We start from the raw sequence: 23,888 nt of genomic DNA, 5'->3' as shown, positions 1-23,888 counted from the left end.
CCCGTGTCGATCCGCATCAGCCCCAGCATCCTCTCGGCCGACTTCGCCAACCTCGAGCGCGACCTGCAGCGCATCTCGACCGCCGACCTCGTGCACGTCGACGTCATGGACGGCCACTTCGTGCCCAACCTGACCCTCGGTCTGCCCGTCGTGCAGCGTCTCGGCGAGGTCAGCCCGGTGCCGCTCGACCTGCACCTCATGATCGACGACGCCGACCGCTGGGCGCCTCGCTACGCCGAGACGGGCGCCTTCTCGGTGACCTTCTCCGCCGAGGCCGCGGTCGACCCCGTGTCGACGGCACGCGCCATCCGCAGCAACGGGGCCCGCGCCTCCGTCGCGGTCAAGCCGGGCACCGACCTCGAGCCCTACCTCCAGACCCTCGACGCGTACGACATGATCCTCGTCATGACCGTCGAGCCGGGCTTCGGTGGCCAGTCCTTCATGCCCGAGACGATGACCAAGCTGGCCCGCGCCCGCGACGCCGTGCGCGCCTCCGGGCTCGACGTCTGGCTCGAGGTCGACGGCGGCATCACGACCGAGACGATCGTCACCGCCGTCGAGAACGGTGCCGACACGGTGGTCGCGGGGTCCGCCGTCTACGGCGGGTCGCCCGTCGACAACATCGCTGCACTCCGGGCGGCCGCCGCGACGGTAGCCTTGACGTCGTGAAATCCTTCGACGACCTGTACCTCGAGCTCAGCGACAAGGCCCGCGACCGGCCCGAGGGGTCGGGCACCGTGGCCGAACTCGACGCCGGCGTGCACCAGATCGGCAAGAAGATCGTCGAAGAGGCCGCCGAGGTCTGGATGGCCGCCGAGTACGAGGGCGACGTCGCGACCGCCGAAGAGATCTCCCAGCTGCTCTACCACCTGCAGGTCATGATGATCGCCAAGGGCATCACCCCGGCCGACGTCTACCGGCATCTCTGAGTCGGCCTCCGTCACCCCCGTTCGTCACGCCGCTCGCGCGGCACCCCAGCAGACAGAGAACCCCATGCTCCGCGTCGCAGTGCCCAACAAGGGATCGCTCAGCGAGACCGCCTCCGCCATGCTCGCCGAGGCCGGCTACACCGGTCGCCGAGACCCCAAGACCCTGCACGTCGAAGACCCGCGCAACGGCGTCGAGTTCTTCTACCTCCGTCCGCGCGACATCGCGACCTACGTGGGGTCGGGCGCGCTCGACGTGGGCATCACGGGCCGCGACCTGCTGCTCGACTCGCACTCGCCGGCCCACGAGGTCGCACCCCTCGACTTCGGTGGCTCGACCTTCCGCTTCGCGGGTCCTCCCGGCCGTTTCGCCGATCTGCGCCAACTGCAGGGCACCCGGGTCGCGACCAGCTACGCCGGCCTCGTCGGCTCCTTCCTCGAGAGCCACGGCGTCACGGCGACCCTCGTGCCGCTCGACGGCGCCGTCGAGAGCGCGGTGCAGCTGGGCGTCGCCGACGCCGTCGCCGACGTCGTCTCGACCGGTGCCACCCTGCGTGCGGCGGGGCTCGAGATCTTCGGGCCGGTCATCCTCGAGTCGACCGCCGTCCTCATCTCGTCCGATGCCGAGGTCGACGGCCTGGCGGTCCTCCACCGACGCCTGCAAGGCGTGCTCGTGGCCCGGCAGTACGTCCTGATGGACTACGACGTCCCGGTCGCCAAGCTCGACGCCGCGACCGCCGTCGCCGGCGGCATGGAGTCGCCGACCGTCTCCCCGCTGCACGATCGCGACTGGGCCGCCGTGCGCGTGATGGTCCCGCGGTCCGACACGAACCAGGTCATGGACGCGCTCTACGACCTCGGTGCCCGGGCCATCCTGGTCAGCCCGATCCACGCCGCGAGGCTGTAGCCGTGGCCGCCGACGACTCGGTCGCCACCGGCGCAGCCGCTGCGGACGCGTCCCTCGCCGTCCGGGTCATCCCGTGCCTCGACGTGGCCGCAGGACGCGTGGTCAAGGGCGTCAACTTCCTCGACCTGCGAGACGCGGGCGACCCGGTCGAGCTGGCCCGTACCTATTACGAGCAGGGCGCCGACGAGATCACCTTCCTCGACGTCACGGCCACGGTCGACGAACGGTCGACCACCTACGACGTCGTCCGGGCGACGGCCGAGCAGGTCTTCATCCCGTTGACGGTCGGTGGCGGCGTTCGCACCACCGACGACGTCGCGCGGCTGCAGGCGGCCGGGGCCGACAAGATCGGCGTGAACAGCGCCGCCATCGCCCGGCCCGACCTCATCGGCGAGATCGCCGACCGCTTCGGGGCACAGGCGGTCGTCCTCTCGCTCGACGTCAAGCGGTCCACCGGCACCCCGTCGGGCTTCGTCGTCACGACCCACGGTGGCCGCACCGAGACGACCCTCGACGCGCTCGCCTGGGCCCGTGAGGCCATCGAACGCGGAGCGGGCGAACTGCTCGTCAACTCGATCGACGCCGACGGCACCAAGCAGGGCTTCGACCTCGAACTCGTCCGCGCCATGCGCGAGCTGAGCCGGGTGCCGGTCGTCGCGTCCGGAGGCGCGGGTCGACTCGAGCACTTCGCCCCCGCCATCGAGGCGGGTGCCGATGCCGTGCTCGCCGCGTCGGTCTTCCACAACGGCGAACTCACCGTCGGCCAGGTCAAGGACGAGCTGGCTCGGTCCGGGGCGATCGTCCGCTGAGGCGGGCCGTCACTCCGCAGAGACCGCACCCGACCACGCGACCCCGCACCGCACCGCACCGCACCGAGGAGCTCACCATGACCGACCAGCTGACGCGTGAGACGGTCGAGCCCGTCGTCGCCCGTGCCCGGTTCGACGCGTCGGGCCTGCTGCCCGCCATCATTCAGCAAGAGGGCACGAAGGACGTGCTCATGATGGGCTGGATGGACGCCGAGGCGCTCCGCCGCACGCTCACCGAGGGGCGTGTCACCTTCTGGTCCCGGTCTCGTCAGGAGTACTGGCGGAAGGGCGACACGTCCGGTCACGCGCAGTTCGTCCGCGCCGCCGCCCTCGACTGCGACGACGACGTGCTGCTCGTCACCGTCGAGCAGATCGGCGCGGCCTGCCACACGGGTTCCCACTCCTGTTTCGAGGTCGACCCGCTCGAGCCGGCCACCGCCTCCTCGTCCCGGCCGTCCGGCGACACCGACCCCACCGGAGGCCTCCGTGGCTGACGCCCCGATCCGCACCTCGACCACCCGGGCCCAGTTCGACGCGCGGCTGGCCGGCCATCGGGTCGTGCCGGTCGTGCGCGACCTCTTCGCCGACGGCGAGACCCCGGTCGGGGTGTACCGCAAGCTGGCGGACGGCCGGCCGGGCAGCTTCCTGCTCGAGTCGGCGGCCCAGGGCGGCATCTGGTCCCGGTGGTCCTTCGTGGGCGTCTCGTCCTTCGGGGTGCTCACCACGGACGGCGGCGAAGCCCGTTGGATCGACTACGGCATCGACCGCGAGCGGGCCCTGGGCGACGCCACGGGCCGCCCGCTCGAGGTGCTCTCCGCCCTGCACCACCGGTGGGCCACCCCGCGCATCGACGGAATGCCGCCTCTCACCGGCGGCCTGGTCGGTTTCATCGGCTGGGAGGCCGTGCGCGAGCTCGAGCACCTGCCCGACGTGCCGCCGGCCGAGTTCACGGTGCCCTCGCAGGCGCTCAGCTTCGTCTCCGAGCTCGTGGCACTCGACCACCGCACGGGGGCCGTCCTGCTCGTCGCGACCGCGTTAAACGACGGCACCGACGAGCCCGACGTCCTGTGGGCCGACGCGCAGTCGCGACTCGACGACCTACAGTCCCGCCTCGCGGCCCCGAGCGAGGCCTTTCTGTCCGACGTCGACCTGACGATCGAGGCCACGCCCACCCGACGCTCGACCGACGACGAGTACGCGCACGCCATCCAGCGGTCGAAGCAGTTCATCCACGACGGCGACGTCTTCCAGGTCGTCATCTCCCAGCGCTTCGACCACGAGGTCACGGCCCAACCGCTCGACGTCTACCGGGTGCTGCGGACGCTCAACCCGAGCCCGTACATGTACCTGGTGACGCTCGACGACGTGCGGGGCCGTCCGTACACCATCGTCGGCTCGTCGCCCGAGGCGCTGGTCAAGGTCGACGGACGGCGGGCCTACACGCATCCCATCGCCGGATCGAAGCCCCGGGGCGCGTCGCCCGACGAGGACCAGCGCTACGCCGACGAGCTCGCCTCGGACGAGAAAGAACGCGCCGAGCACCTCATGCTGGTCGACCTGGCCCGCAACGACCTGCTCAAGGTGTGCACGCCCGGCACCGTCGAGGTCACCGAGTTCATGCAGGTCGAACGGTTCAGCCACATCATGCACCTCGTGTCCAGCGTCGAGGGCGACCTGGCCCCCGGCAAGGACGCCATCGACGCGTTCCGGGCCACCTTCCCGGCCGGGACGCTGTCGGGTGCCCCTAAACCCCGGGCCCTCGAGATCATCGACGAGCTCGAGCCGGCCCAGCGCGGCGTCTACGGGGGAGTCGTCGGTTACTTCGACTTCGCCGGCTCGGCCGACGTCGCGATCGCGATCCGCACCGTCCTCCTGCAGGACGGCGTGGCCCGCGTCCAGGCCGGCGCCGGACTCGTCGCCGACAGCGACCCGGTCGCCGAGAACCAGGAGGCGCGCAACAAGGCCGCGGCCCCCTTGCGTGCCGTCGCGGTCGCCAACGCCATGACACGGCTCCACTGATGCCCGCTCGTCGCCTCAAGCTCACGACGATCCTGGCGGGCATCCTGCTCGCGGGGCTCGCCCTGCTGTCCTGGACGCAGGACTGGTTCCACGTCGTCGTCGCGTCACCCCAGGGTGGAGACCTGCCCCTCGCCGTCGCCGGCGACGTCGCCGGTGCGCCGCTGTCCGCCCTCTCGCTGGCCAGCCTGGCACTCTTCGGTGCGCTCACCATCGCCGGTCGGGTGTTCCGCGTCGTCCTGGGGGTGCTGCAGGTGGCGCTGGGAGTCAGCGTCGTCGTCACGACGGCGACGGCCCTGGCCGACCCCGTGCGCGCCTCGGGCAGCGCCGTGACGACCGCCACGGGCGTCGACGGCACCGACTCGATCCGGGGCATCGTCTCGTCGGTCGAGCCGACGGCCTGGCCCTGGCTCGGGCTGGTGGCCGGCGTGCTGGCCGCGCTCCTCGGCGTCGCCACCGTGCTCCTCGCGGGCGCCTGGCCCCAGGCCACCCGGAAGTACTCCGCGACGCGACTCGTCGCCGCGGATCCCGCGGCCGATCCCGCGGCCGCCTGGGACGCGCTCTCCGGCGGCGACGACCCGACCCACGCCCCCTCGCGCCCCGACGAGGGCGGGTCGAGCCCCACCGAGCCGGGCCGTACCCGGTAGACTCGGCCCCCGTACCGACCTGATCCAAGGAGCACTGTGAGCACGAACACGACGAGCACCCCCTCCGGTGGCGACGCGCCCCTGAAGAACGCCCCGGCGAAGGTCGACTCCGGCTCGAAGGGCCGCGACACCGAGACGGCCGACGACCTCGGGCACGGCAACTCGCCCGCGGCCTGGACCGCCGTCGTCATCATGCTGGTCGGCTTCGCCATCGGCACCCTGGCGTTCTTCCTCGACGTCCCGTGGATCGTCTGGGCTTCCGCCGGCCTGGTCGTCGTCGGACTCGTCGTGGGTCTCGTGCTCAAGAAGGCCGGTTACGGCGTCGGCGGCCACCGCTACGTGCCGAAGGCCCACAACTAGGTGCTCGACGACCTGTACGCGGGTGCCGTGGCCGACGCCGCAGCACGCCGTGAGTCCCTTTCGTTCGCCGCCATCGAGGCGGCGGCCCTCTCGCGCGAGCCCGCCCTCGACGCCCGCGCCGCACTCGCCCCGGCCGAGCGCGTCAAGGTCATCGCCGAGGTCAAGCGGGCGAGCCCGTCCCGAGGCCACCTCTCGACCATCGCCGATCCGGCGTCGTTGGCCCTGTCGTACGCGGCCGGGGGAGCGAGCGCGATCAGCGTCCTCACCGAGGGCCGCAAGTTCAAAGGCTCCCTCGCCGATCTCGAAGCGGTCCGTGCCGCCGTCGACGTCCCCGTCCTCCGCAAGGACTTCATCGCCGACGCTTACCAGGTCTTCGAGGCGAGGGCGGCCGGTGCCGACCTCGTCCTGCTGATCGTGGCCGGGCTCGAGCAGCCCCGTCTCGTCGAGTTGCACGACCTCGTGCGGCAGCTGGGCATGACGGCACTGATCGAGGCGCACTCGGCCGACGAGGTGTCGCGAGGCCTCGATGCCGGCGCCACCGTCCTCGGCGTCAACGCTCGCGATCTGACGACCTTCGAACTCGACCGTGACCTCTTCGGTCGCCTGTCCGACTCGATCCCGGCGGGCGTCACCCGCGTCGCCGAGTCGGCCGTCTCGTCTCCCGACGACGTCGCCCACTACCGTCGCTCGGGTGCCGACGTCGTGCTCGTGGGCGAAGCCCTCGTGACCCACGGCGACCCCGCCGACGCCATCACCCGCTTCCTGGAGGTCTGACCATGGCATTACGCGACGAGACGGGACCGTACTTCGGCTCGTTCGGTGGGCGCTTCGTGCCCGAGTCCCTCGTGGCCGCTCTCGACGAGCTCGACGCGGCCTACAAGGCCGCCGCCGTCGACCCCGAGTTCGCCGCCGAGCTGACGGCTCTGCACGCCACCTACACGGGTCGGCCGTCGATCATCACCGAGGTGCCGCGATTCGCTCAGCACGCGGGCGGCGCCCGCATCATCCTGAAACGTGAAGACCTCAACCACACGGGGTCGCACAAGATCAACAACGTGCTCGGGCAGGCCCTGCTCGCCCGCAAACTCGGCAAGACCCGTCTGATCGCCGAGACCGGGGCGGGTCAGCACGGCGTCGCCACGGCCACCGCGGCCGCGCTCTTCGGCATGGAGTGCGTCGTCTACATGGGGCAGGTCGACACCGAGCGCCAGGCTCTCAACGTCGCACGGATGCGCCTGCTCGGGGCCGAGGTCGTCTCGGTCACGACCGGTTCTCGCACCCTCAAGGACGCCATCAACGACGCCATGCGCGACTGGGTCTCCAGCGTCGACACCACGCACTACGTGCTGGGCACGGTTGCCGGCCCGCACCCCTTCCCCGCCATGGTGCGCGACTTCCACAAGATCATCGGCGAAGAGGCCCGCCAGCAGGTCCTCGACCTGACCGGTGCGCTGCCCGACGCCGTCACGGCCTGCGTCGGCGGCGGCTCGAACGCGATGGGCATCTTCCACGCATTCCTCGACGATCCCTCTGTCCGGCTCTTCGGCTTCGAGGCCGGCGGCGACGGCGTCGAGACGGGCCGTCACGCGGCCTCGATCACGCTGGGCCGCATCGGCAACCTCCAGGGCACCAAGTCCTACCTCATGCAGGACGAGGACGGTCAGACCCTCGAGAGCCACTCCATCTCCGCAGGTCTCGACTACCCGAGCGTCGGCCCGGAGCACGCCTGGCTGTCCGAGTCGGGTCGAGCCGAGTACCAGCCGATCACCGACGACGAGGCCATGCAGGCTTTCCGTCTGCTCTCGCAGACCGAGGGCATCATGCCGGCCATCGAGTCGGCACACGCCCTGGCGGGCACGATCAAGCTCGGCCTCGAGCACCCCGACTGGACGATCCTGGTCTCTCTCAGCGGGCGTGGCGACAAGGACGTCTCGACCGCGAGCCGGTACTTCGGCGTCCTCGACGAGAAGGCGCAGCAGCTGTGACCGCCGCGATCCACGACGGAACGAGCAAGGTCGGCGACGCCATCCGGGCTCGGCGCGACGCCGGGAGCGGTGCCGTCGTCGGTTACCTGCCCGTCGGGTTCCCCGACCTCGACACGAGCATCGAGGCCGCGGTGGCGATGGCCGAGAACGGCATCGACGTCATCGAGCTGGGCATCCCGTACTCCGACCCGGTGATGGACGGGCCGGTGATCCAGGCCGCGACGCAGCGATCCCTCGCCGAAGGGTTCCGCGTGCGCGACGTCTTCACGGCGATCCGCGAGATCACCTCGCGCGTCGACGCCCCCGTCATCCCGATGACCTACTGGAACCCGGTCGAGCAGTACGGCGTCCAGCGTTTCGCCGACGATCTCGCAGCTGCGGGCGGCGCGGGGCTCATCACCCCCGACCTGATCCCCGACGAGGCCGACGCGTGGATGGCCGCCGCCCTGGCCGCGGACCTCGACCGGGTGTTCCTGGCCGCTCCGTCGTCCAGCGAATCGCGCCTCCGCCAGGCCGTCGCGAGCAGTCGCGGCTTCGTCTACACCGTCTCGACGATGGGCATCACCGGTGCCCGCACCGACGTCGACGCAGCGGCCAGCACCCTCGTCGCCCGACTCCGCGAGGTGGGCGTCGAGAACGCCTGCGTGGGTCTCGGCATCTCCACCGCCCAGCAGGTCCGCGAAGTACTCGAGTACGCCGACGGCGCCATCATCGGTTCGGCCTTCGTCCGGGCACTCGCCGACGGCGGGGTCGAACGCCTCGCCGAGGTCTCCGCCGACCTCTCGTCCGGCGCGGCCCCGTCCGCCTCCTGACCCTCTCGGGTCCGACGCCCTCGCGCTAGAGTCGTCACCCGTCGGGTGACCGACGCTCCGCACCCCTCCGAAAGGCACCACGCCCGTGTTCGTTCCCCTGAGCATCCCGAGCCCGTCGGCCGCCTGGCAGTACTTCGACGTCACCGCCTGGCTGAACTCGACCTTCGGGGCTTCGCTGCCCGGTTCGCTGCGCATCCACGCCTACGCCATCTGCATCCTCGTCGGCATCGTCGCGGCGGTCATCATCACGAACCACCGCCTCAACCGGCAGGGGGCCGAGAAGGGCATCGTCATCGACGTGGCCATCTGGGCCGTGGTCTTCGGCATCGCGGGGGGACGCCTCTTCCACGTCATCACCCACCCGGCGGACTACTTCTCGTCGCCCGACCAGTACATCCACGTCCTGTTCGTGTGGGAGGGCGGCCTCGCCATCTACGGAGCTCTCCTGTTGGGTGCCGTGGGCGTCTGGCTCGGCTGCCGCTTCACCGGTCTGCGGTTCACGGTGTTCGCCGACGCCCTCGCCCCCGGACTGCTCGTCGCGCAGGCCTTCGGACGCCTCGGCAACTGGTTCAACCACGAGCTCTTCGGCATGCCGACCGACCTGCCCTGGGGCCTCGAGATCGAGTCGACGAACGCCGCCTACCCGACCGGCCTGCCCGAGGGCACGCTCTTCCACCCCACGTTCCTGTACGAGATCGTTTGGATGCTCGCCGGGGTCGCGCTCCTGCTGCTCCTCGAGAAGAAGGCCCCGATGCAGTGGGGCCGGTCGCTCGCCTTCTACCTGGTCTGGTACGGCATCGGCCGGGCCTGGTTCGAGTCGATCCGCACCGATCCCAGCCTGCTCTTCTTCGGCATCCGGACGAACGTCTGGATGAGCTTCTTCGCCGTCGTCCTCGGCATCGTCCTCTTCGTCGTCGCCGCACGTCGGCACACCGGCACCGTCCCCGGCCCCTACGTGCCCGGTCGCGCACCGAGCGAGCGGGCGTCTGCTGTAGACTCCGACGACACGTACACGGAGAACGACGAACCCGAGTTGGTCACCGTCGGCGCATCGGACGACAACACCGATCGCTCACCGCGTCCCTAGGTCGTCCACTCCACGACGACCGCGGGCCCGGCGCCCCACCGTCGTGGCGCCCGATCCTCTCCACCCCATCCCGGTGCGAACGATCCGCCCGCGACACGGTTCTGTGCACGCACCCGCGCCTCGTAAGATCGAGCGCAGTCGGCCCCTCCCGCCGGCGTGCACGCACACGGTCGCCACGAGCCGACCTCTCCCGCCGAATCGGGGCCGCCCACAGACCGCGGTCCCGCGAGGCACCTCGGGCCGACGTCGTCCCGCCCCCTGTCGGATCTCTTCGTGAGGACGGATTCCATGGCTCTCACGCCAGCCCACCAGCAGTTCAGCACGGTCCCCGAGGCCAGCGGCCTCTACGACCCGCGCAACGAGAAGGACGCCTGCGGCCTCGCCATGGTCGCGACCCTCCGCGGAACCCCTGGCCACGACATCGTCGACACCGCCCTCCGAGCCCTCCGGAACCTCGAGCACCGAGGTGCCGTCGGCTCCGACGCCGGCACCGGCGACGGTGCGGGCATCCTCTGCCAGGTGCCCGACGAGTTCCTCCGTCACGAGGTCGACTTCGACCTGCCGCCGGCAGGCCAGTACGCGGTGGGCATCGCCTACCTGCCCCTCGACGACCAGGAGCGCTCCGAGCTGAAGACGGGCATCGAGCGCATCGCCGACCTCGAGCACCTCGACGTGCTCGGCTGGCGCGAGGTCCCCGTGCGACCCGAAGAGCTGGGCACTCTCGCGCGCAACGCCATGCCCGCCTTCGAGCAGCTCTTCGTCGCCAGCAGGCACCACGACGCCGACGGCGTCCCGCTCGCCGGAGTCGCGCTGGACCGTCAGGCGTTCCGGCTGCGCAAGCGTGCCGAGCGCAAGCTCTCGGCCTACTTCACCTCGCTGGGCAGCCGGACCATGGTCTACAAGGGCATGGTCACCACGCTGCAGCTGGAGCCGTTCTACCCCGACCTGAGCGACGAGCGCTTCGCGTCGAAGCTCGCCATCGTGCACTCGCGCTACTCGACGAACACGTTCCCGTCGTGGCCGCTGGCGCAACCGTTCCGCATGATCGCGCACAACGGCGAGATCAACACGGTACGGGGCAACCGCAACTGGATGCGCGCCCGTCAGTCCCAGCTCGAGAACGAGCTGATCGGCGACCTCAAGCCCATCCTCCCGATCGTCAGCCCGGGAGCGAGTGACTCGGCGTCGTTCGACGAGGTCGTCGAGCTGCTCAGCCTCACCGGCCGGTCGCTGCCGCACGCGGTCATGATGATGGTGCCCGAGGCCTGGGAGAACCAGGTCGACATCGACCCCACCCTGCGCGACTTCTACGAGTACCACTCCATGCTCATGGAGGCGTGGGACGGTCCGGCGGCCATCACGTTCACCGACGGCACGCACGTCGGTGCCACCCTCGACCGGAACGGCTTGCGACCGGGCCGCTATCTCGTCACCGACGACGGCCTCGTGGTCCTCGCGAGCGAGATCGGCGTCATCGACGTCGATCCCGCCAAGGTGGTCCGCAAAGGCCGGCTCCGTCCCGGCAAGATGTTCCTGGTCGACACCGAGGCCGGGCGCATCATCGAGGACGACGAGATCAAGCGTGACCTCGCCACGGCCGCGCCGTACGGCGAGTGGCTCGCCGAGGGGCGCATCCACCTCTCCGAGCTGCCCGAGCGCGAGCACATCGTGCACACCCCCGCGTCGGTCACCCGGCGTCAACGCACCTTCGGTTACACCGAAGAGGAGGTCCGCATCCTGCTGACCCCGATGGCGAAGACCGGTGCCGAGCCCCTCGGGGCCATGGGGAGCGACACGCCGATCGCCGTCCTGTCGGAGCGCCCGCGCCTCCTGTTCGACTACTTCACGCAGCAGTTCGCCCAGGTGACGAACCCGCCGCTCGACTCGATCCGCGAGTCGGTGGTCACGTCGCTCAAGCTGGGCCTCGGACCCGAGCGGAACCTGCTCGCCGCGACCCCCGAGCACGCCCGTCAGGTGATCCTGGACTTCCCGGTCATCGACAACGACGAGCTCGCGAAGATCCAGCACATCGACCCGAGCCCCGGGTCCCGCAAGACGTCGACCATCCGTGGGCTCTACCGGGCGGACAAGGGTCCGCGGGCGCTCGAGAAGCGGATCGCCGCCATGTGCAACGAGGTGGACGACGCCATCGAGGCCGGCGCCGAGTTCATCGTGCTCTCCGACCGCGACTCGAACGCCGACTTCGCGCCCGTGCCGTCGCTGCTCATGATCGCCGCGGTGCACCACCACCTGATCCGCACCGAGAACCGCATGAAGGTCGGCCTGATCGTCGAGGCCGGAGACGTGCGCGAGGTGCACCACGTGGCCACCCTGATCGGCTACGGTGCGTCCGCCGTCAACCCGTACCTCGCGATGGAGACCTGCGAGAACCTCGTGCGCGCGGGCATGATCACCGGGTTGAGCCCCGAGGACGCCGTGCACAACCTGATCAAGGCGCTCGGCAAGGGCGTGCTCAAGATCATGTCGAAGATGGGCATCTCGACGGTGTCGAGCTACGCCGCGGCGCAGGCGTTCGAGGCCGTGGGCCTCAGCCAGGAGTTCGTCGACACCTACTTCACCGGAACCTCGTCGATGCTCGGCGGCGTCGGGATCGACGTCATCGCGGCCGAGAACAAGCAGCGTCACACGAGCGCCTACCCCAGCGACGGCTCCGTCATCGCCCACGAGCGGCTGGCCACGGGCGGCGAGTACCAGTGGCGCCGCGAAGGTCCACGTCACCTCTTCAACCCCGACACCGTGTTCCGGCTGCAGCACGCCACGCGCACGCGCCGCTACGACATCTTCCGTGAGTACACCAAGCTGGTCGATGACCAGGCCGAGCAGCTGATGACGCTGCGCGGGCTGTTCCGGCTCAAGCACGGCGTGCGGCCGCCCGTACCGCTCGACGAGGTCGAGCCCATCGAGGCGATCGTCAAGCGGTTCTCGACGGGGGCGATGAGCTATGGCTCGATCTCGCAAGAGGCACACGAGACGCTCGCGATCGCGATGAACCGTCTCGGTGGGAAGTCCAACACCGGCGAAGGCGGTGAGGACGTCGACCGGCTGCTCGATCCCGAGCGCCGGAGCGCCGTCAAGCAGGTGGCCTCCGGCCGGTTCGGCGTCACGAGCATGTACCTGACGCACGCCACCGACATCCAGCTTAAGATGGCGCAGGGCGCCAAGCCCGGCGAGGGCGGTCAGCTGCCGCCGACCAAGGTCTACCCGTGGGTCGCTCGCACCCGACACGCCACGGCGGGCGTCGGCCTCATCTCGCCGCCGCCGCACCACGACATCTACTCGATCGAAGACCTGAAGCAGCTCATCTTCGACGTCAAACGTGCCAACCCCAAGGCCCGCGTCCACGTCAAGCTCGTGAGCCAGTCGGGAATCGGCGCGGTCGCGGCGGGGGTCACGAAGGCACTGGCCGACGTCGTGCTCGTGTCCGGTCACGACGGGGGCACCGGCGCCAGTCCTCTGAACTCGCTGAAGCACGCGGGCACGCCCTGGGAGATCGGCCTGGCCGAGACCCAGCAGACCCTGATGCTCAACGGGATGCGCGACCGTGTCGTCGTGCAGGTCGACGGTCAGATGAAGACCGGTCGCGACGTCCTCATCGCGGCCCTGCTCGGTGGCGAGGAGTTCGGCTTCGCGACGGCGCCGCTGATCGTCGAGGGCTGCATCATGATGCGGGTCTGCCATCTCGACACCTGCCCGGTGGGCGTGGCGACGCAGAACCCCGAGCTCCGTGCCCGTTTCTCGGGCAAGCCCGAGTTCGTCGTCAACTTCTTCGAGTTCCTCGCTCAGGAGGTGCGCGAGTACCTGGCCGCCCTGGGGTTCCGCAGCCTCGACGAGGCCGTCGGCCGGACGGACGTCCTCGACGTCGACCGCGCCGTCGACCACTGGAAGGCCTCGGGTCTCGACCTCGCCCCGGTGCTGGTCGGGCCGACCTTCGCCGATGACGAGCCCCGCCGCAACCACACCACGCAGGACCACGGCCTCGACGAGCACTTCGACGTCCAGTTGATCGAGCGCAGCGCCGACGTGCTCGAGAACGGCGGACACGTCGAGATCACCCTGCCCATCCGCAACACCGAGCGCGCGGTCGGCACCATGCTCGGGCACGAGGTCACCCTGCGACACGGCGAGCACGGGCTTCCCGACGGCAGCATCGAGATCAACCTCAGCGGTTCGGCCGGTCAGTCGCTCGGCGCCTTCCTGCCCTCCGGCATCACGCTGCGACTCGAGGGCGACAGCAACGACTACGTGGGCAAGGGCCTCTCCGGCGGCAACGTCGTCGTGCGCCCGCCCCGCGGCAGCGCGTTCGCCGCCGAGGAGAACGTCATCGCCGGCAACGTCATCGGCTACGGTGCCACCCAGGGCAGCATGTTCCTGCGCGGCATCGTGGGGGAGCGCTTCCTGGTCCGCAACTCCGGGGCCAGCGCGGTCGCCGAGGGCGTGGGAGACCACGCGCTCGAGTACATGACGGGCGGCCTCGCCGTCATCCTGGGCAACACGGGCCGCAACCTGGGTGCGGGCATGTCGGGAGGCACGGCCTACGTGCACCGGCTCAAGCCCGAACGGGTCAACGCCGAGGCGCTCACCTCGGGTGAACTCGAACTCCACCCGCTCGGCAGCGCCGACGTCGAGATCCTCACCGATCTGCTGCGACGGCACCTGGCCGAGACCGGATCACCCGTGGCTCGGCGCATGCTCGACGACCTCGACGCCACGGTGGCCGAGTTCGTCAAGGTGCTGCCCCGCGACTACGCCGCCGTCCTCGCCACCCGGCAGACGGCCGTCGACGAGGGTCTCGACCCCGATGGCGACGAGACATGGAAGAGAATCCTGGAGGTGACCGGTGGCTGACCCCAAAGGCTTCCTGAAGACGCAGTCCCGCGAGCTGCCCAAGCGCCGACCCGTGTCGGTCCGGCTCATGGACTGGAAAGAGGTCTACGAGCAACAAGAGAGCGGTGAACTCCGTCGTCAGGCGGGCCGCTGCATGGACTGTGGTGTTCCGTTCTGCCACCAGGGCTGCCCGCTGGGCAACCTGATCCCCGAGTGGAACGATCTCATGTGGCGCGGCGAGGGCCGTCAGGCCATCGAGCGTCTGCACGCGACCAACAACTTCCCCGAGTTCACGGGTCGTCTCTGCCCCGCGCCGTGCGAGTCCTCCTGCGTGCTGGGCATCAACCAGCCCCCGGTGACGATCAAGCAGGTCGAGGTCTCGATCATCGACCAGGCCTTCGCCAACGGCTGGGTCACCCCGCACCCGCCCGAGCGCCTGACCGGCAAGACGGTCGCGGTGGTCGGTTCGGGCCCCGCCGGACTCGCCGCCGCCCAGCAGCTCACCCGCGCGGGCCACACGGTCGCCGTGTACGAGCGCGAGGACCGCATCGGCGGTCTCCTGCGCTACGGCATCCCCGACTTCAAGATGGAGAAGAAGCAACTCGAGCAGCGCATCGCCCAGATGCAGGCCGAGGGCACGCGCTTCCGCGCCCGGGTCGAGATCGGCCGCGACATCGCCTGGGACGACCTCCGGGCCCGATACGACGCCGTCGTCGTCGCGACGGGGGCCACGGTTCCCCGCGACCTGCCCATTCCGGGACGCGACCTGTCCGGCATCCACTTCGCCATGGACTACCTCGTGCAGCAGAACAAGTCCGGTGCGGGCGACACGGTGGCCGACCAGATCACGGCCGAGGGCAAGCACGTCGTCGTCCTGGGCGGCGGCGACACCGGTGCGGACTGCATCGGCACCGCACACCGTCAGGGTGCCCTCTCGGTGACCAACCTCGCGATCGGTCAGCAGCCACCCGAAGAACGCCCCGAGGCCCAGCCGTGGCCGATGTTCCCCACGCTGTTCGAGGTGTCCAGTGCCCACGAAGAGGGCGGCGAGCGGGTCTTCCTGGCCTCGACGGTCGAGTTCCTGACGAACGAGGTCGGAGAGGTGCGGGCCATCCGCGTCGCCGAGACCGAGTACGTCGACGGCCGGCGGGTTCCCAAGGCCGGCACCGAGCGCGAGGTCCCCGCCGACCTCGTCCTCCTCGCGCTCGGCTTCACCGGGCCCGAGCGCGACACCATCGAAGAGCAGCTGCGGCTCACCTTCGACGGTCGCGGATCCCTCGAGCGCGGCGCCACGTACGAGACCGGCGAGCCCGGCGTCTTCGTGACCGGTGACGCCGGTCGCGGGCAGTCGCTCATCGTCTGGGCGATCGCCGAGGGTCGGGCCACGGCCTCGGCCGTCGACGCCTACCTCGAGGGCGAGACCGTGCTGCCCTTCCCGGTGAAGCCCACCGATCGGTCCATCTCGGTCTGATCCGGCCTTCCGACGGGAATAGGGTGGGAGTCGGGCTGTAGTCGTCCCACCCCCTTTCCCCCCACACGAACGGAACACATGAGACGCGCAAAGATCGTCGCCACCCTCGGGCCGGCGACGTCGAGCTACGACGACATCCGGGCGATCATCGACGCCGGCGTCGACGTCGCCCGCATGAACCTCAGTCACGGCAGCTACGACGTCCACGAGGGCGTCTACGCGAACGTCCGCCAGGCGTCCGCCGATTCGGGCCGCGCCGTCGCGGTCCTCGTCGACCTGCAGGGCCCCAAGATCCGTCTCGGCAAGTTCGCCGACGGCCCGCACGACCTCGAGGTCGGCGACGTCTTCAAGATCACCACCGACGAGATCCTGGGCTCCAAAGAGATCTGCGGCACGACGTTCAAGGGCCTTCCCGACGACGTCGAGGCGGGCGACCCGCTCCTGATCGACGACGGCCGCGTCAAGCTCCGCGTCCTCGAGACCGACGGGACCGTCGTGACGACCGAGGTCGTCGTCGCCGGCACCGTCTCGAACAACAAGGGCATCAACCTCCCGGGCGTGGCGGTCAACGTCCCCGCCCTCTCCGACAAAGACGAGGCCGACCTGCGCTGGGGCCTCCAGCTGGGTGCCGACCTGATCGCCCTCTCGTTCGTGCGGGACGCGGACGACGTCGTGCGCGTGCACGAGATCATGGCCGAAGAGGGCCGCAAGGTCCCCGTCTACGCGAAGATCGAGAAGCCCCAGGCCGTCGACAACCTCGAGGCGATCATCGACGCGTTCGACGGCATCATGGTCGCCCGCGGCGACCTCGGCGTCGAGCTGCCCCTCGAGGCCGTGCCCATCGTGCAGAAGCACGCGGTCGAGCTGTCTCGTCGTATGGCCAAGCCGGTCATCGTCGCCACGCAGATGCTCGAGTCGATGATCTCGAGTCCGATCCCCACGCGCGCCGAGACCTCCGACGTCGCCAACGCCGTCCTCGACGGCACCGACGCGGTCATGCTCTCGGGCGAGACGAGCGTCGGCGAGTACCCCGTCATCACGGTGCAGACCATGGCGCGCATCGTCGCCTCCACCGAAGAGCACGGTCTCGAGCGCATCCCCCCGCTGGGTACCCGTCCTCGCACCCAGGGCGGTGCCATCACTCTGGCCGCGGCCGATGTCGCCGAATTCGTCCAGGCGAAGTTCCTCTGCGTCTTCACCGAGTCGGGTGACTCGGTCCGTCGCATGTCGCGTCTGCGCCACTCGATCCCCATCCTGGCCTTCACGCCCAACGAGGCCATCCGTCGCCGCATGGCGATCAGCTGGGGCGTGCAGTCCTACCTGGTCGAGACCGTCACGCACACCGACGCGATGTTCGCGCAGGTCGACGACATCCTCCTCGGCAACGATCTCGCCGAGTCGGGCGACAAGGTCATCGTGATCGCCGGGTCCCCTCCCGGGATCGCGGGTTCGACGAACGACCTCCGGGTGCACCGTGTGGGCGACGCCCACGGCGAGGCCGCCCCGGCGTACGCGTCGCAGCCCTGACACACCGCGACATTCCTGGCGAAGCCGGGGCGATCCCACCGGATCGTCCCGGCTTCGTCGTGTCGGCGGGGCGTACGCTCACCGCATGTCCGTGGACGCCCGACACCCCTCGTGCTTCGAAGTCGAGGCCCGCTTGTACGTCGTGCCGTCGTGGAGCGGTCACGGCGTGGCCGAGACACGACGCAGCTTCGGAGCCGAGATCCAGGAGACCAGCCGAGGAGGCGCGGGGCCGGGCCGGTGGGCGGCCCTCGGTGCCCTCGTCGGCGGCTCGTTCCTCGGGGGAGTGGCCGCGACCGTCTGGCGGGTCGACGGCATCTGGGCCCTGGCGCTCGTCTTCGTCCTGGGCGCCGTGGTCGGGGCCGTGCTCGCCATCGGCACCAGGACGATCTTCCACGACGGAGCGGGCGACCAGCCAGCAGCGGTCGCGGCCCCGAATCCGTCGGATCGACGCCTGCCGGCCGTCGAAGTCCCCTGGGACGTGGCCCGCGCGGCTCCCGAGGACTCCACCGGGGACGAACTGGTCCTCTGGTCGACCCTGACCAGCCGGTACCGCGACGCCCGCGAAGCCCTCGTCGCCGGTGGCGGTGACGACGACCGGTTCACCGACCCCCGCGAGGCCGGAGCACGGATCGCCGAGTGGGAGTCCGCCTACCGGACGGCGAGCCGGGACTACGAACCGGTGGCGCGCCTCCTCGGCTTTCCCCTGCCCTGACGTCGCGCACCCCCGCACTCGAGCCGGGGACGGAGAAAGCCCCGACCCGCGTGAGCGGATCGGGGCTTTCGGTTCAGTGGCGGGCGAGCCCGCCGACTGACGGCGTCACGAGGACGCCACCGAGTCAGATGACGCGGATGTTCTCGGCCTGGAGGCCCTTGTTGCCCTGAGCCGTGTCGAACTCGACCTTCTGGTTCTCTTCCAGGTTGCGGTAGCCGTCGCCGGCGATCGCGGAGAAGTGCGCGAAGACGTCAGTGGTTCCGTCGTCGGGGGTGATGAAGCCGAAGCCCTTTTCGGAGTTGAACCACTTAACGGTGCCTGTTGCCATTTTTCTATTTCCTTCAATCAGAGTTGTCGATCCCGATTTCGAGATCGCTCGTCGCGGTGCCTTTTTGTCCGCTCCCTCTGAGAACGACGCCACCGTCGGAACCCCTCTCGGTGAGAGGAGGCCTTCGGCACGTCGCGAGATACAAATGCGTAACACAACAACCAGTTCCATCAGCGTAGTGCACGGAGGCCCATGGGCACACCCTCTGAGCAGAACTCGTGTCGGCGTGTCGCCTCGACGGCCGGACGAGACAAGGAGATCCACATCTCGTCGGCATGCTCGCGACAGGGCTGGTGCTCGTTCGCGCCGGGGCTGGTGCCGGATGTGGGACTCGAACCCACACGCCCTCACGGACAGAGCATTTTGAGTGCTCCGCGTCTGCCATTCCGCCAATCCGGCGCACAACAACCAGGTCGACAATACCGTAGGCTTCACGTCGTGAGTGACCAGGAAGCAACCCCAGCAGCACCCCGTCGCGTCGTCGTGGCCGAAGATGAGTCCCTCATCCGCCTCGACATCGTCGAGATCCTCCGCGACAACGGTTTCGAGGTGGTGGGCGAGGCCGGAGACGGCGAGACCGCCGTCGCCCTCGCGACCGAGCTGCGCCCCGACCTCGTCATCATGGACGTCAAGATGCCCCAGCTGGACGGCATCTCCGCCGCCGAGCGGCTCTCGAAGGCGCACATCGCGCCGGTCGTCCTGTTGACCGCGTTCAGCCAGAAAGAACTCGTCGAGCGGGCGAGCGAGGCCGGCGCCCTCGCCTACGTCGTGAAGCCCTTCACGCCCAACGACCTGCTGCCGGCGATCGAGATCGCCCTCTCGCGGTATGCACAGATCATCACGCTCGAGGCCGAGGTCGCCGACCTGGTCGAGCGGTTCGAGACCCGCAAGCTCGTCGACCGGGCGAAGGGCCTGCTGAACGAGAAGATGGGGCTCACCGAGCCCGAGGCCTTCCGGTGGATCCAGAAGGCGTCCATGGACCGCCGTCTGACGATGCACGACGTGGCCCAGGCGATCATCGAGCAGCTCAGCGCCAAGAAGTAGTCGCCGCGACGAGAGAAGGCCCGCCCCGACGATGGGGGCGGGCCTTCTCTCGTCGGCGACCTAGTCTCGGGCGTCCGTGAGGAAGTTCGTGATGCGGACCGTCGACAGGAGGCGGCCGCGGTCGTCGGTCATGACGACCTGGTGCGTGGTCAGGGTGGAGCCGAGGTGCAGGGCCGTGCAGGTGCCCGTCACCCAGCCGGTCGCGGCCGACCGACTGTGACTGGCGTTGAGTTCGATGCCCATGGCCACCCGGCCGGCTCCGGCGTGCACGTTCGCCGCGACCGATCCGAGGGTCTCGGCCAGGACGACGTGCGCGCCACCGTGCAGGATGCCGACCGGCTGCGTGTTTCCCTCCACGGGCATCCGGCCCACGGCCCGCTCGGCGCTCATCTCGTCGATGACGATGCCCATCTTCTCGGCCAGCGCGCCGACACCCCGACGGCGGAACAGCTCGACGGCGGCGTCGCTCAGGGACGCGTCGGACGAGACGGTCCTCTCGGCGTCGTTCGGGACGGCGGTCGGACTGCTCATGGTTCTCCGGGTGATGGGTCCGAGGCGCCCGGCGACGGTGTCGGGGGTGCCCGCTAGGCTGACGTGGTGACGGACGACACGAAGCCTACCCTCCTGGTCATCGACGGCCATTCCCTCGCTTTCCGGGCCTTCTACGCCCTGCCGGTCGACAGTTTCGTGAACCGCGAGGGCCAGCACACCAACGCCATCCACGGCTTCATCTCGATGCTGCTCAGCCTGCTCAAGGCCGAGAAGCCGACACATCTGGCCGTCGCGTTCGACATCTCCCGATTCTCCTTCCGCACCCGTGAGTACCCCGAGTACAAGGGCACCCGGTCCGAGACCCCTCCCGAGTTCGTCGGTCAGATCCCGCTCCTGCAAGAGGCGCTGCACGCCATGGGCATCACGACCATCACGAAAGAGGACTTCGAGGCCGACGACATCCTCGCGACCCTCGCCACCCGCGGTCGCGACGACGGCTACCGGGTCCTGGTGGTCTCCGGCGACCGCGACGCCATCCAGATGGTCAACGACGACGTCACCCTCCTCTACCCCTCGGCCCGAGGTGTCAGCGAGCTCACACGGTACGACCGCGACAAGGTCTTCGAGCGTTACGGCATCGAGCCCCACCAGTACCCCGAGGTCGCCGCGCTGGTCGGCGAGACGAGCGACAACCTCATCGGCATCGACAAGGTGGGGGAGAAGACCGCCGTCAAGTGGATCAACCTCTACGGCGGTCTCGACGAGATCATCGCGCGAGCGGACGAGATCAAGGGCGTCGTCGGGCAGAAGCTGCGCGAGCAGAAAGAGAACGCCGTCCGCAACCGCCGACTGAACCGGCTCGTCACCGACGTCGAGCTCCCGGTGGGGCCCGGCGACCTCGAACGCCGGGGCATCGACGAGGCCGCCGTCCGTGAGCTGTTCGACAAGCTGCAGTTCCGCACGCTGCTCGACCGCGTCCTTGCCCTGTCGGAATCGACCGACTCGTCTGCCGCGAACTCGGGCGAGGCGGCCGTGACGGCGGCGCCCGAGGGCCTCCCCGTCGTCCGGACCCTCATCGACGAAGAACTCGCCTTCTGGCTGAAGAAACACGCGTCCGATCCCGAGAAGCCCGTCGGCCTGACGGTCGAGTACGGCGCGGACGGCATCGTCGGGCTCGGCATCTCGTCCCTCGACGAGTCGGCGTACGTGCCCTGGGCTGCGGGACGCGGTGACTACGTGGCCCTCGAGGCCTGGCTCGACGACGCCACGCCCAAGGTGGTCCACGACGCCAAGCGGGCCTACAAGGCGCTGTCCCGCGCCGGCCTCACTCTGACGGGCATCGTCGGCGACCCCCGGGTCGCCGCCTGGCTGCTGCGCCCGGGCCGCACCTCCTTCACGCTCTCCGACCTCGTCTACGAACAGCTGGGCGAGACCCTGCCCGTCGGCGACCCCAACCAACTCGTGTCCGACGACGACGACGTCAACGTGGCCTCCGAGGCCTGGTACGTCCTCCGACTGTCCGCGTCGCTGGTGGCAGCCCTCGACGAAGGCTCTCGACGGGTGCTCACCGAGATCGAGCTGCCGCTCGTCCCGGTGCTCGGCGACATGGAGCTCACCGGCGTCGCCGCCGACCGCGAAACGCTCAAGGCGCTCTCGCTGCGGTTGGGCGAACAGGCCGGCGAGTTGGAGTCGGCCGCCTTCGGCGAGATCGGACGAGAGGTCAACCTCGGCTCGCCCAAGCAGCTCCAAGAGGTGCTGTTCGAGCAGCTCGAGATGCCCAAGACCCGGGCGACCAAGACGGGCTACTCGACCGACGCCGCCTCCCTGGCCGATCTGCAAGAAAAGCACCCGCATCCCTTCCTCGACCTGCTGTTGAAGCACCGCGACGCGACGAAGCTGCGCCAGATCATCGAGACCCTCGAGAAGTCGATCGCCGAGGACGCCCGCATCCACACGACCTACGACCAGACGGGCACGACGACCGGGCGCATCTCGTCCGTCGACCCCAACCTCCAGAACATCCCCGTCAAGGCCGCCGTCGGTCGCGAGATCCGCGCGGCCTTCGTGCACGGCCCCGACTACGAGACGCTCCTCACGGCCGACTACTCGCAGATCGAGATGCGCATCATGGCGCACCTCTCGGGTGACGAGGGGCTGATCCAGGCATTCAACGAAGGCGAAGACCTGCACCGGTTCGTCGGCGCCCGCATCTTCGGGGTGGAACCCGCCGACGTCACGCCTGCCATGCGCACGAAGGTCAAGGCCATGTCCTACGGCCTCGCCTACGGGCTCAGCGCCTTCGGCCTGTCGAAGCAGTTGCGCATCGAGACGGCCGAGGCACGTCAGCTCATGACCGACTACTTCGCCCGGTTCGGTGCCGTACGCGAGTACCTGCGCAACGTCGTCGAGCAGGCACGCGAAGACGGTTACACCGAGACCATCTACGGACGTCGCCGCCCCTTCGCCGACCTCAAGTCCCCGAACCGCGTCCTGCGCGAGAACGCCGAGCGAGCCGCGTTGAACGCGCCGATCCAGGGATCGGCGGCCGACATCATGAAGATCGCGATGCTCGGTGTCCGATCCGAACTCGACGAGCGAGAGATGAGCTCGCGCGTGCTGCTCCAAGTGCACGACGAACTCATCGTCGAGGTCGCACCGGGCGAGGTCGACGACGTGCGCGAGATCGTCCGCCGTCGCATGAGCGGCGCTGCAGACCTGCGCGTGCCGCTCGACGTCAGCGTCGGCCTCGGCGAGAGCTGGGACGCAGCCGCCCACTGAGCCGGCGACTCCGCATCCCCGCACAGGCGCCCCATCCAGGGCCCGCGCTCGGCGGCGGAGCGTCGCCGTCGGGGCGGGTCGCCCTTCGGTTCGAAGCCCTCCCTTCCTCGTCCTTCGCGTCCCCTCGTCCCCGATCCCCGGCCCGGGCGGCCCCGCTCGGGCACCCGATGCCCGCTCCTCGGGCAATCGACTGCCCATCGGGCAGCGAAACGCCCTCGACTCGGGCACAAACGGACACGACACGCGGCACAGACTTGACCGGGCCACACAAACGGACTTATATAAGCGCAGATCAACAGCAGTTGAACTCTTTCCGCACTTCCGCACCACCGGTCAGCCCTCGAGGCGACCGTGCAGTCCGACGACGAGGTCTCCCATGTACGCACCGGAGCGTCACCAGCAGATCCTCGACACCGCCCTGTCCCGGGGCCGGGTCGAGGTCGCCGGTCTCGCACGAGAGCTCTCCGTCGCGCCCGAGACCGTGCGCCGTGACTTGACGGCTCTCGAGCGCCGGGGCGTGCTGCGCCGCGTGCACGGGGGCGCCATCGCCATGGAGCGGCTCGGCATCGAGCCCCCCGTGGTCGACCGCGAGGGAACCGCCGCCTCCGAGAAGGAGCGCATCGCTCGGGCAGCCCTCGACGAACTGCCCGACGGCGGCTCGATCATCGTCGACGCCGGCACCTCGACCATCCGTCTCGCCGAACTGCTGCCCCTCGACCGCGAGCTGACCGTGGTCACGCATTCCCTCGCCGTCGCCACCATCCTGATCAGCCGACCGAACGTCACGCTGCACCTGCTCGGTGGGCTCATCCGCACCCGCACGTACTCGGCGGTGGGGGATTGGACGCGGGCCCAGATCGCGGACGTCTTCGCCGACGTCGCGTTCATCGGCACGAACGGCGTGTCGGTCGAGCGCGGCATCAGCACCCCCGATCTGGCGGAGGCGCGGGTCAAGCGCGCACTCATCGCCGCGTCACGACGCACCGTCGTCCTCGCCGACCACACCAAGTTCGGTCGCGAGGACTTCGCCAAGGTCGCGCCACTCACCGACGTCGACACCGTCATCACCGACTCCGGCGTGGACGCCGAGCTGGCCGACGACGTCGAGCAGGCCGGCCCCCGGGTCGTGATCGCATGACGCG

Annotated in this window: 21 protein-coding genes and 1 tRNA gene; 19 read left to right on the top strand and 3 right to left on the bottom strand. The window is 69.7% G+C overall.

Annotated features, from left to right (window positions below):
* Positions 1–3: 3 nt before the first annotated feature.
* From rpe to SJY14_RS09550, 16 genes are all read left to right on the top strand, one after another.
* Positions 4–669: a ribulose-phosphate 3-epimerase gene (rpe, locus tag SJY14_RS09625; protein WP_396598776.1), complete on the top strand. Its 666-nt coding sequence runs from the start codon at positions 4–6 to the stop codon at positions 667–669.
* Entirely contained in the window at positions 666–929 is a 264-nt protein-coding gene (locus SJY14_RS09620; protein WP_043592769.1) for a phosphoribosyl-ATP diphosphatase, read from the top strand. The genes rpe and SJY14_RS09620 overlap by 4 nt, the downstream gene beginning before the upstream one ends.
* Before the next feature lie 64 nt (positions 930–993).
* Entirely contained in the window at positions 994–1,833 is an 840-nt protein-coding gene (gene hisG, locus SJY14_RS09615) for an ATP phosphoribosyltransferase (protein WP_054146064.1), read from the top strand.
* 2 nt (positions 1,834–1,835) lie between these two features.
* Positions 1,836–2,642, top strand: a complete 807-nt coding sequence (gene hisF, locus SJY14_RS09610; protein WP_071253385.1) for an imidazole glycerol phosphate synthase subunit HisF — start codon at positions 1,836–1,838, stop codon at positions 2,640–2,642.
* A 77-nt stretch (positions 2,643–2,719) separates the two neighbouring features.
* Positions 2,720–3,136, top strand: a complete 417-nt coding sequence (gene hisI / locus SJY14_RS09605) for a phosphoribosyl-AMP cyclohydrolase (RefSeq protein ID WP_396598775.1) — start codon at positions 2,720–2,722, stop codon at positions 3,134–3,136.
* On the top strand, positions 3,129–4,661 hold the full coding sequence (locus SJY14_RS09600) for an anthranilate synthase component I (protein WP_369825250.1): 1,533 nt from the start codon (positions 3,129–3,131) through the stop codon (positions 4,659–4,661). The genes hisI and SJY14_RS09600 overlap by 8 nt, the downstream gene beginning before the upstream one ends.
* The gene (locus tag SJY14_RS09595; protein WP_396598774.1) at positions 4,661–5,305 is read left to right on the top strand and encodes a Trp biosynthesis-associated membrane protein; all 645 of its coding nucleotides are present in this window, start codon (positions 4,661–4,663) and stop codon (positions 5,303–5,305) included. The genes SJY14_RS09600 and SJY14_RS09595 overlap by 1 nt, the downstream gene beginning before the upstream one ends.
* 81 nt (positions 5,306–5,386) lie before the next feature.
* Positions 5,387–5,665, top strand: a complete 279-nt coding sequence (locus SJY14_RS09590; RefSeq protein ID WP_043592886.1) for a DUF6704 family protein — start codon at positions 5,387–5,389, stop codon at positions 5,663–5,665.
* Positions 5,666–6,439, top strand: coding sequence for an indole-3-glycerol phosphate synthase TrpC (trpC, locus tag SJY14_RS09585; protein WP_071253380.1), 774 nt, complete (start codon positions 5,666–5,668; stop codon positions 6,437–6,439).
* Between the two features lie 2 nt (positions 6,440–6,441).
* Positions 6,442–7,650, top strand: coding sequence for a tryptophan synthase subunit beta (trpB, locus tag SJY14_RS09580; RefSeq protein ID WP_056045283.1), 1,209 nt, complete (start codon positions 6,442–6,444; stop codon positions 7,648–7,650).
* Positions 7,647–8,462: a tryptophan synthase subunit alpha gene (gene trpA / locus SJY14_RS09575; protein WP_083396034.1), complete on the top strand. Its 816-nt coding sequence runs from the start codon at positions 7,647–7,649 to the stop codon at positions 8,460–8,462. The genes trpB and trpA overlap by 4 nt, the downstream gene beginning before the upstream one ends.
* 85 nt (positions 8,463–8,547) lie before the next feature.
* Complete coding sequence (gene lgt, locus SJY14_RS09570) at positions 8,548–9,549, top strand: prolipoprotein diacylglyceryl transferase (protein ID WP_071253379.1); 1,002 nt, start codon at positions 8,548–8,550, stop codon at positions 9,547–9,549.
* Positions 9,550–9,837: 288 nt separating this feature from the next.
* Positions 9,838–14,415, top strand: coding sequence for a glutamate synthase large subunit (gltB, locus tag SJY14_RS09565; RefSeq protein WP_071253377.1), 4,578 nt, complete (start codon positions 9,838–9,840; stop codon positions 14,413–14,415).
* The gene (locus SJY14_RS09560; protein WP_071253375.1) at positions 14,408–15,865 is read left to right on the top strand and encodes a glutamate synthase subunit beta; all 1,458 of its coding nucleotides are present in this window, start codon (positions 14,408–14,410) and stop codon (positions 15,863–15,865) included. Before gltB ends, SJY14_RS09560 begins: the two co-directional genes overlap by 8 nt.
* Positions 15,866–15,943: 78 nt before the next feature.
* Positions 15,944–17,392, top strand: coding sequence for a pyruvate kinase (gene pyk, locus SJY14_RS09555; RefSeq protein WP_071253373.1), 1,449 nt, complete (start codon positions 15,944–15,946; stop codon positions 17,390–17,392).
* Positions 17,393–17,477: 85 nt separating this feature from the next.
* Positions 17,478–18,104: a hypothetical protein gene (locus SJY14_RS09550; protein WP_071253371.1), complete on the top strand. Its 627-nt coding sequence runs from the start codon at positions 17,478–17,480 to the stop codon at positions 18,102–18,104.
* Between the two features lie 124 nt (positions 18,105–18,228).
* Here the strand turns inward: SJY14_RS09550 and SJY14_RS09545 are convergent, their stop codons facing one another.
* Together SJY14_RS09545 and SJY14_RS09540 are read right to left on the bottom strand one after the other, a co-directional pair.
* Complete coding sequence (locus SJY14_RS09545; protein ID WP_043592793.1) at positions 18,229–18,432, bottom strand: cold-shock protein; 204 nt, start codon at positions 18,430–18,432, stop codon at positions 18,229–18,231.
* A gap of 313 nt (positions 18,433–18,745) precedes the next feature.
* A tRNA-Leu gene (locus SJY14_RS09540) sits at positions 18,746–18,831 on the bottom strand.
* A gap of 39 nt (positions 18,832–18,870) precedes the next feature.
* On the opposite strand from SJY14_RS09540, the gene SJY14_RS09535 reads away from it, so the two are divergent.
* Positions 18,871–19,476 (top strand): ANTAR domain-containing response regulator, encoded by a 606-nt coding sequence (locus SJY14_RS09535; protein WP_043592796.1) that lies wholly within the window; start codon positions 18,871–18,873, stop codon positions 19,474–19,476.
* Between the two features lie 60 nt (positions 19,477–19,536).
* Here the strand turns inward: SJY14_RS09535 and SJY14_RS09530 are convergent, their stop codons facing one another.
* Positions 19,537–19,887: a PaaI family thioesterase gene (locus SJY14_RS09530; RefSeq protein WP_235472223.1), complete on the bottom strand. Its 351-nt coding sequence runs from the start codon at positions 19,885–19,887 to the stop codon at positions 19,537–19,539.
* A 186-nt stretch (positions 19,888–20,073) separates the two neighbouring features.
* On the opposite strand from SJY14_RS09530, the gene polA reads away from it, so the two are divergent.
* Both polA and SJY14_RS09520 read left to right on the top strand, forming a co-directional pair.
* Positions 20,074–22,746 carry a DNA polymerase I gene (gene polA / locus SJY14_RS09525; protein ID WP_071254582.1) on the top strand — a complete coding sequence of 891 codons (2,673 nt, stop codon included), beginning with the start codon at positions 20,074–20,076 and terminating at the stop codon, positions 22,744–22,746.
* A gap of 376 nt (positions 22,747–23,122) precedes the next feature.
* On the top strand, positions 23,123–23,884 hold the full coding sequence (locus tag SJY14_RS09520; RefSeq protein ID WP_054146076.1) for a DeoR/GlpR family DNA-binding transcription regulator: 762 nt from the start codon (positions 23,123–23,125) through the stop codon (positions 23,882–23,884).
* Positions 23,885–23,888 lie beyond the last annotated feature (4 nt).

It is taken from the genome of Frigoribacterium sp. R86507 (genome assembly GCF_044597695.1).
Taxonomy (GTDB): domain Bacteria; phylum Actinomycetota; class Actinomycetes; order Actinomycetales; family Microbacteriaceae; genus Frigoribacterium.
Note: the sequence above shows the minus strand (reverse complement) of the source record. Positions and strands in the feature narration are given on the sequence as shown.

Bases quoted from the DNA above. Each gene is read 5' to 3' on its own strand.
- pyk (WP_071253373.1), top strand. From the start codon at position 15,944: ATGAGACGCGCAAAGATCGTCGCCACCCTCGGGCCGGCGACGTCGAGC.
- SJY14_RS09520 (WP_054146076.1), top strand. From the start codon at position 23,123: ATGTACGCACCGGAGCGTCACCAGCAGATCCTCGACACCGCCCTGTCC.
- hisI (WP_396598775.1), top strand. From the start codon at position 2,720: ATGACCGACCAGCTGACGCGTGAGACGGTCGAGCCCGTCGTCGCCCGT.
- trpB (WP_056045283.1), top strand. From the start codon at position 6,442: ATGGCATTACGCGACGAGACGGGACCGTACTTCGGCTCGTTCGGTGGG.
- SJY14_RS09595 (WP_396598774.1), top strand. From the start codon at position 4,661: ATGCCCGCTCGTCGCCTCAAGCTCACGACGATCCTGGCGGGCATCCTG.
- SJY14_RS09545 (WP_043592793.1), bottom strand. From the start codon at position 18,432: ATGGCAACAGGCACCGTTAAGTGGTTCAACTCCGAAAAGGGCTTCGGC.
- gltB (WP_071253377.1), top strand. From the start codon at position 9,838: ATGGCTCTCACGCCAGCCCACCAGCAGTTCAGCACGGTCCCCGAGGCC.
- SJY14_RS09550 (WP_071253371.1), top strand. From the start codon at position 17,478: ATGTCCGTGGACGCCCGACACCCCTCGTGCTTCGAAGTCGAGGCCCGC.
- SJY14_RS09530 (WP_235472223.1), bottom strand. From the start codon at position 19,887: ATGGGCATCGTCATCGACGAGATGAGCGCCGAGCGGGCCGTGGGCCGG.
- hisG (WP_054146064.1), top strand. From the start codon at position 994: ATGCTCCGCGTCGCAGTGCCCAACAAGGGATCGCTCAGCGAGACCGCC.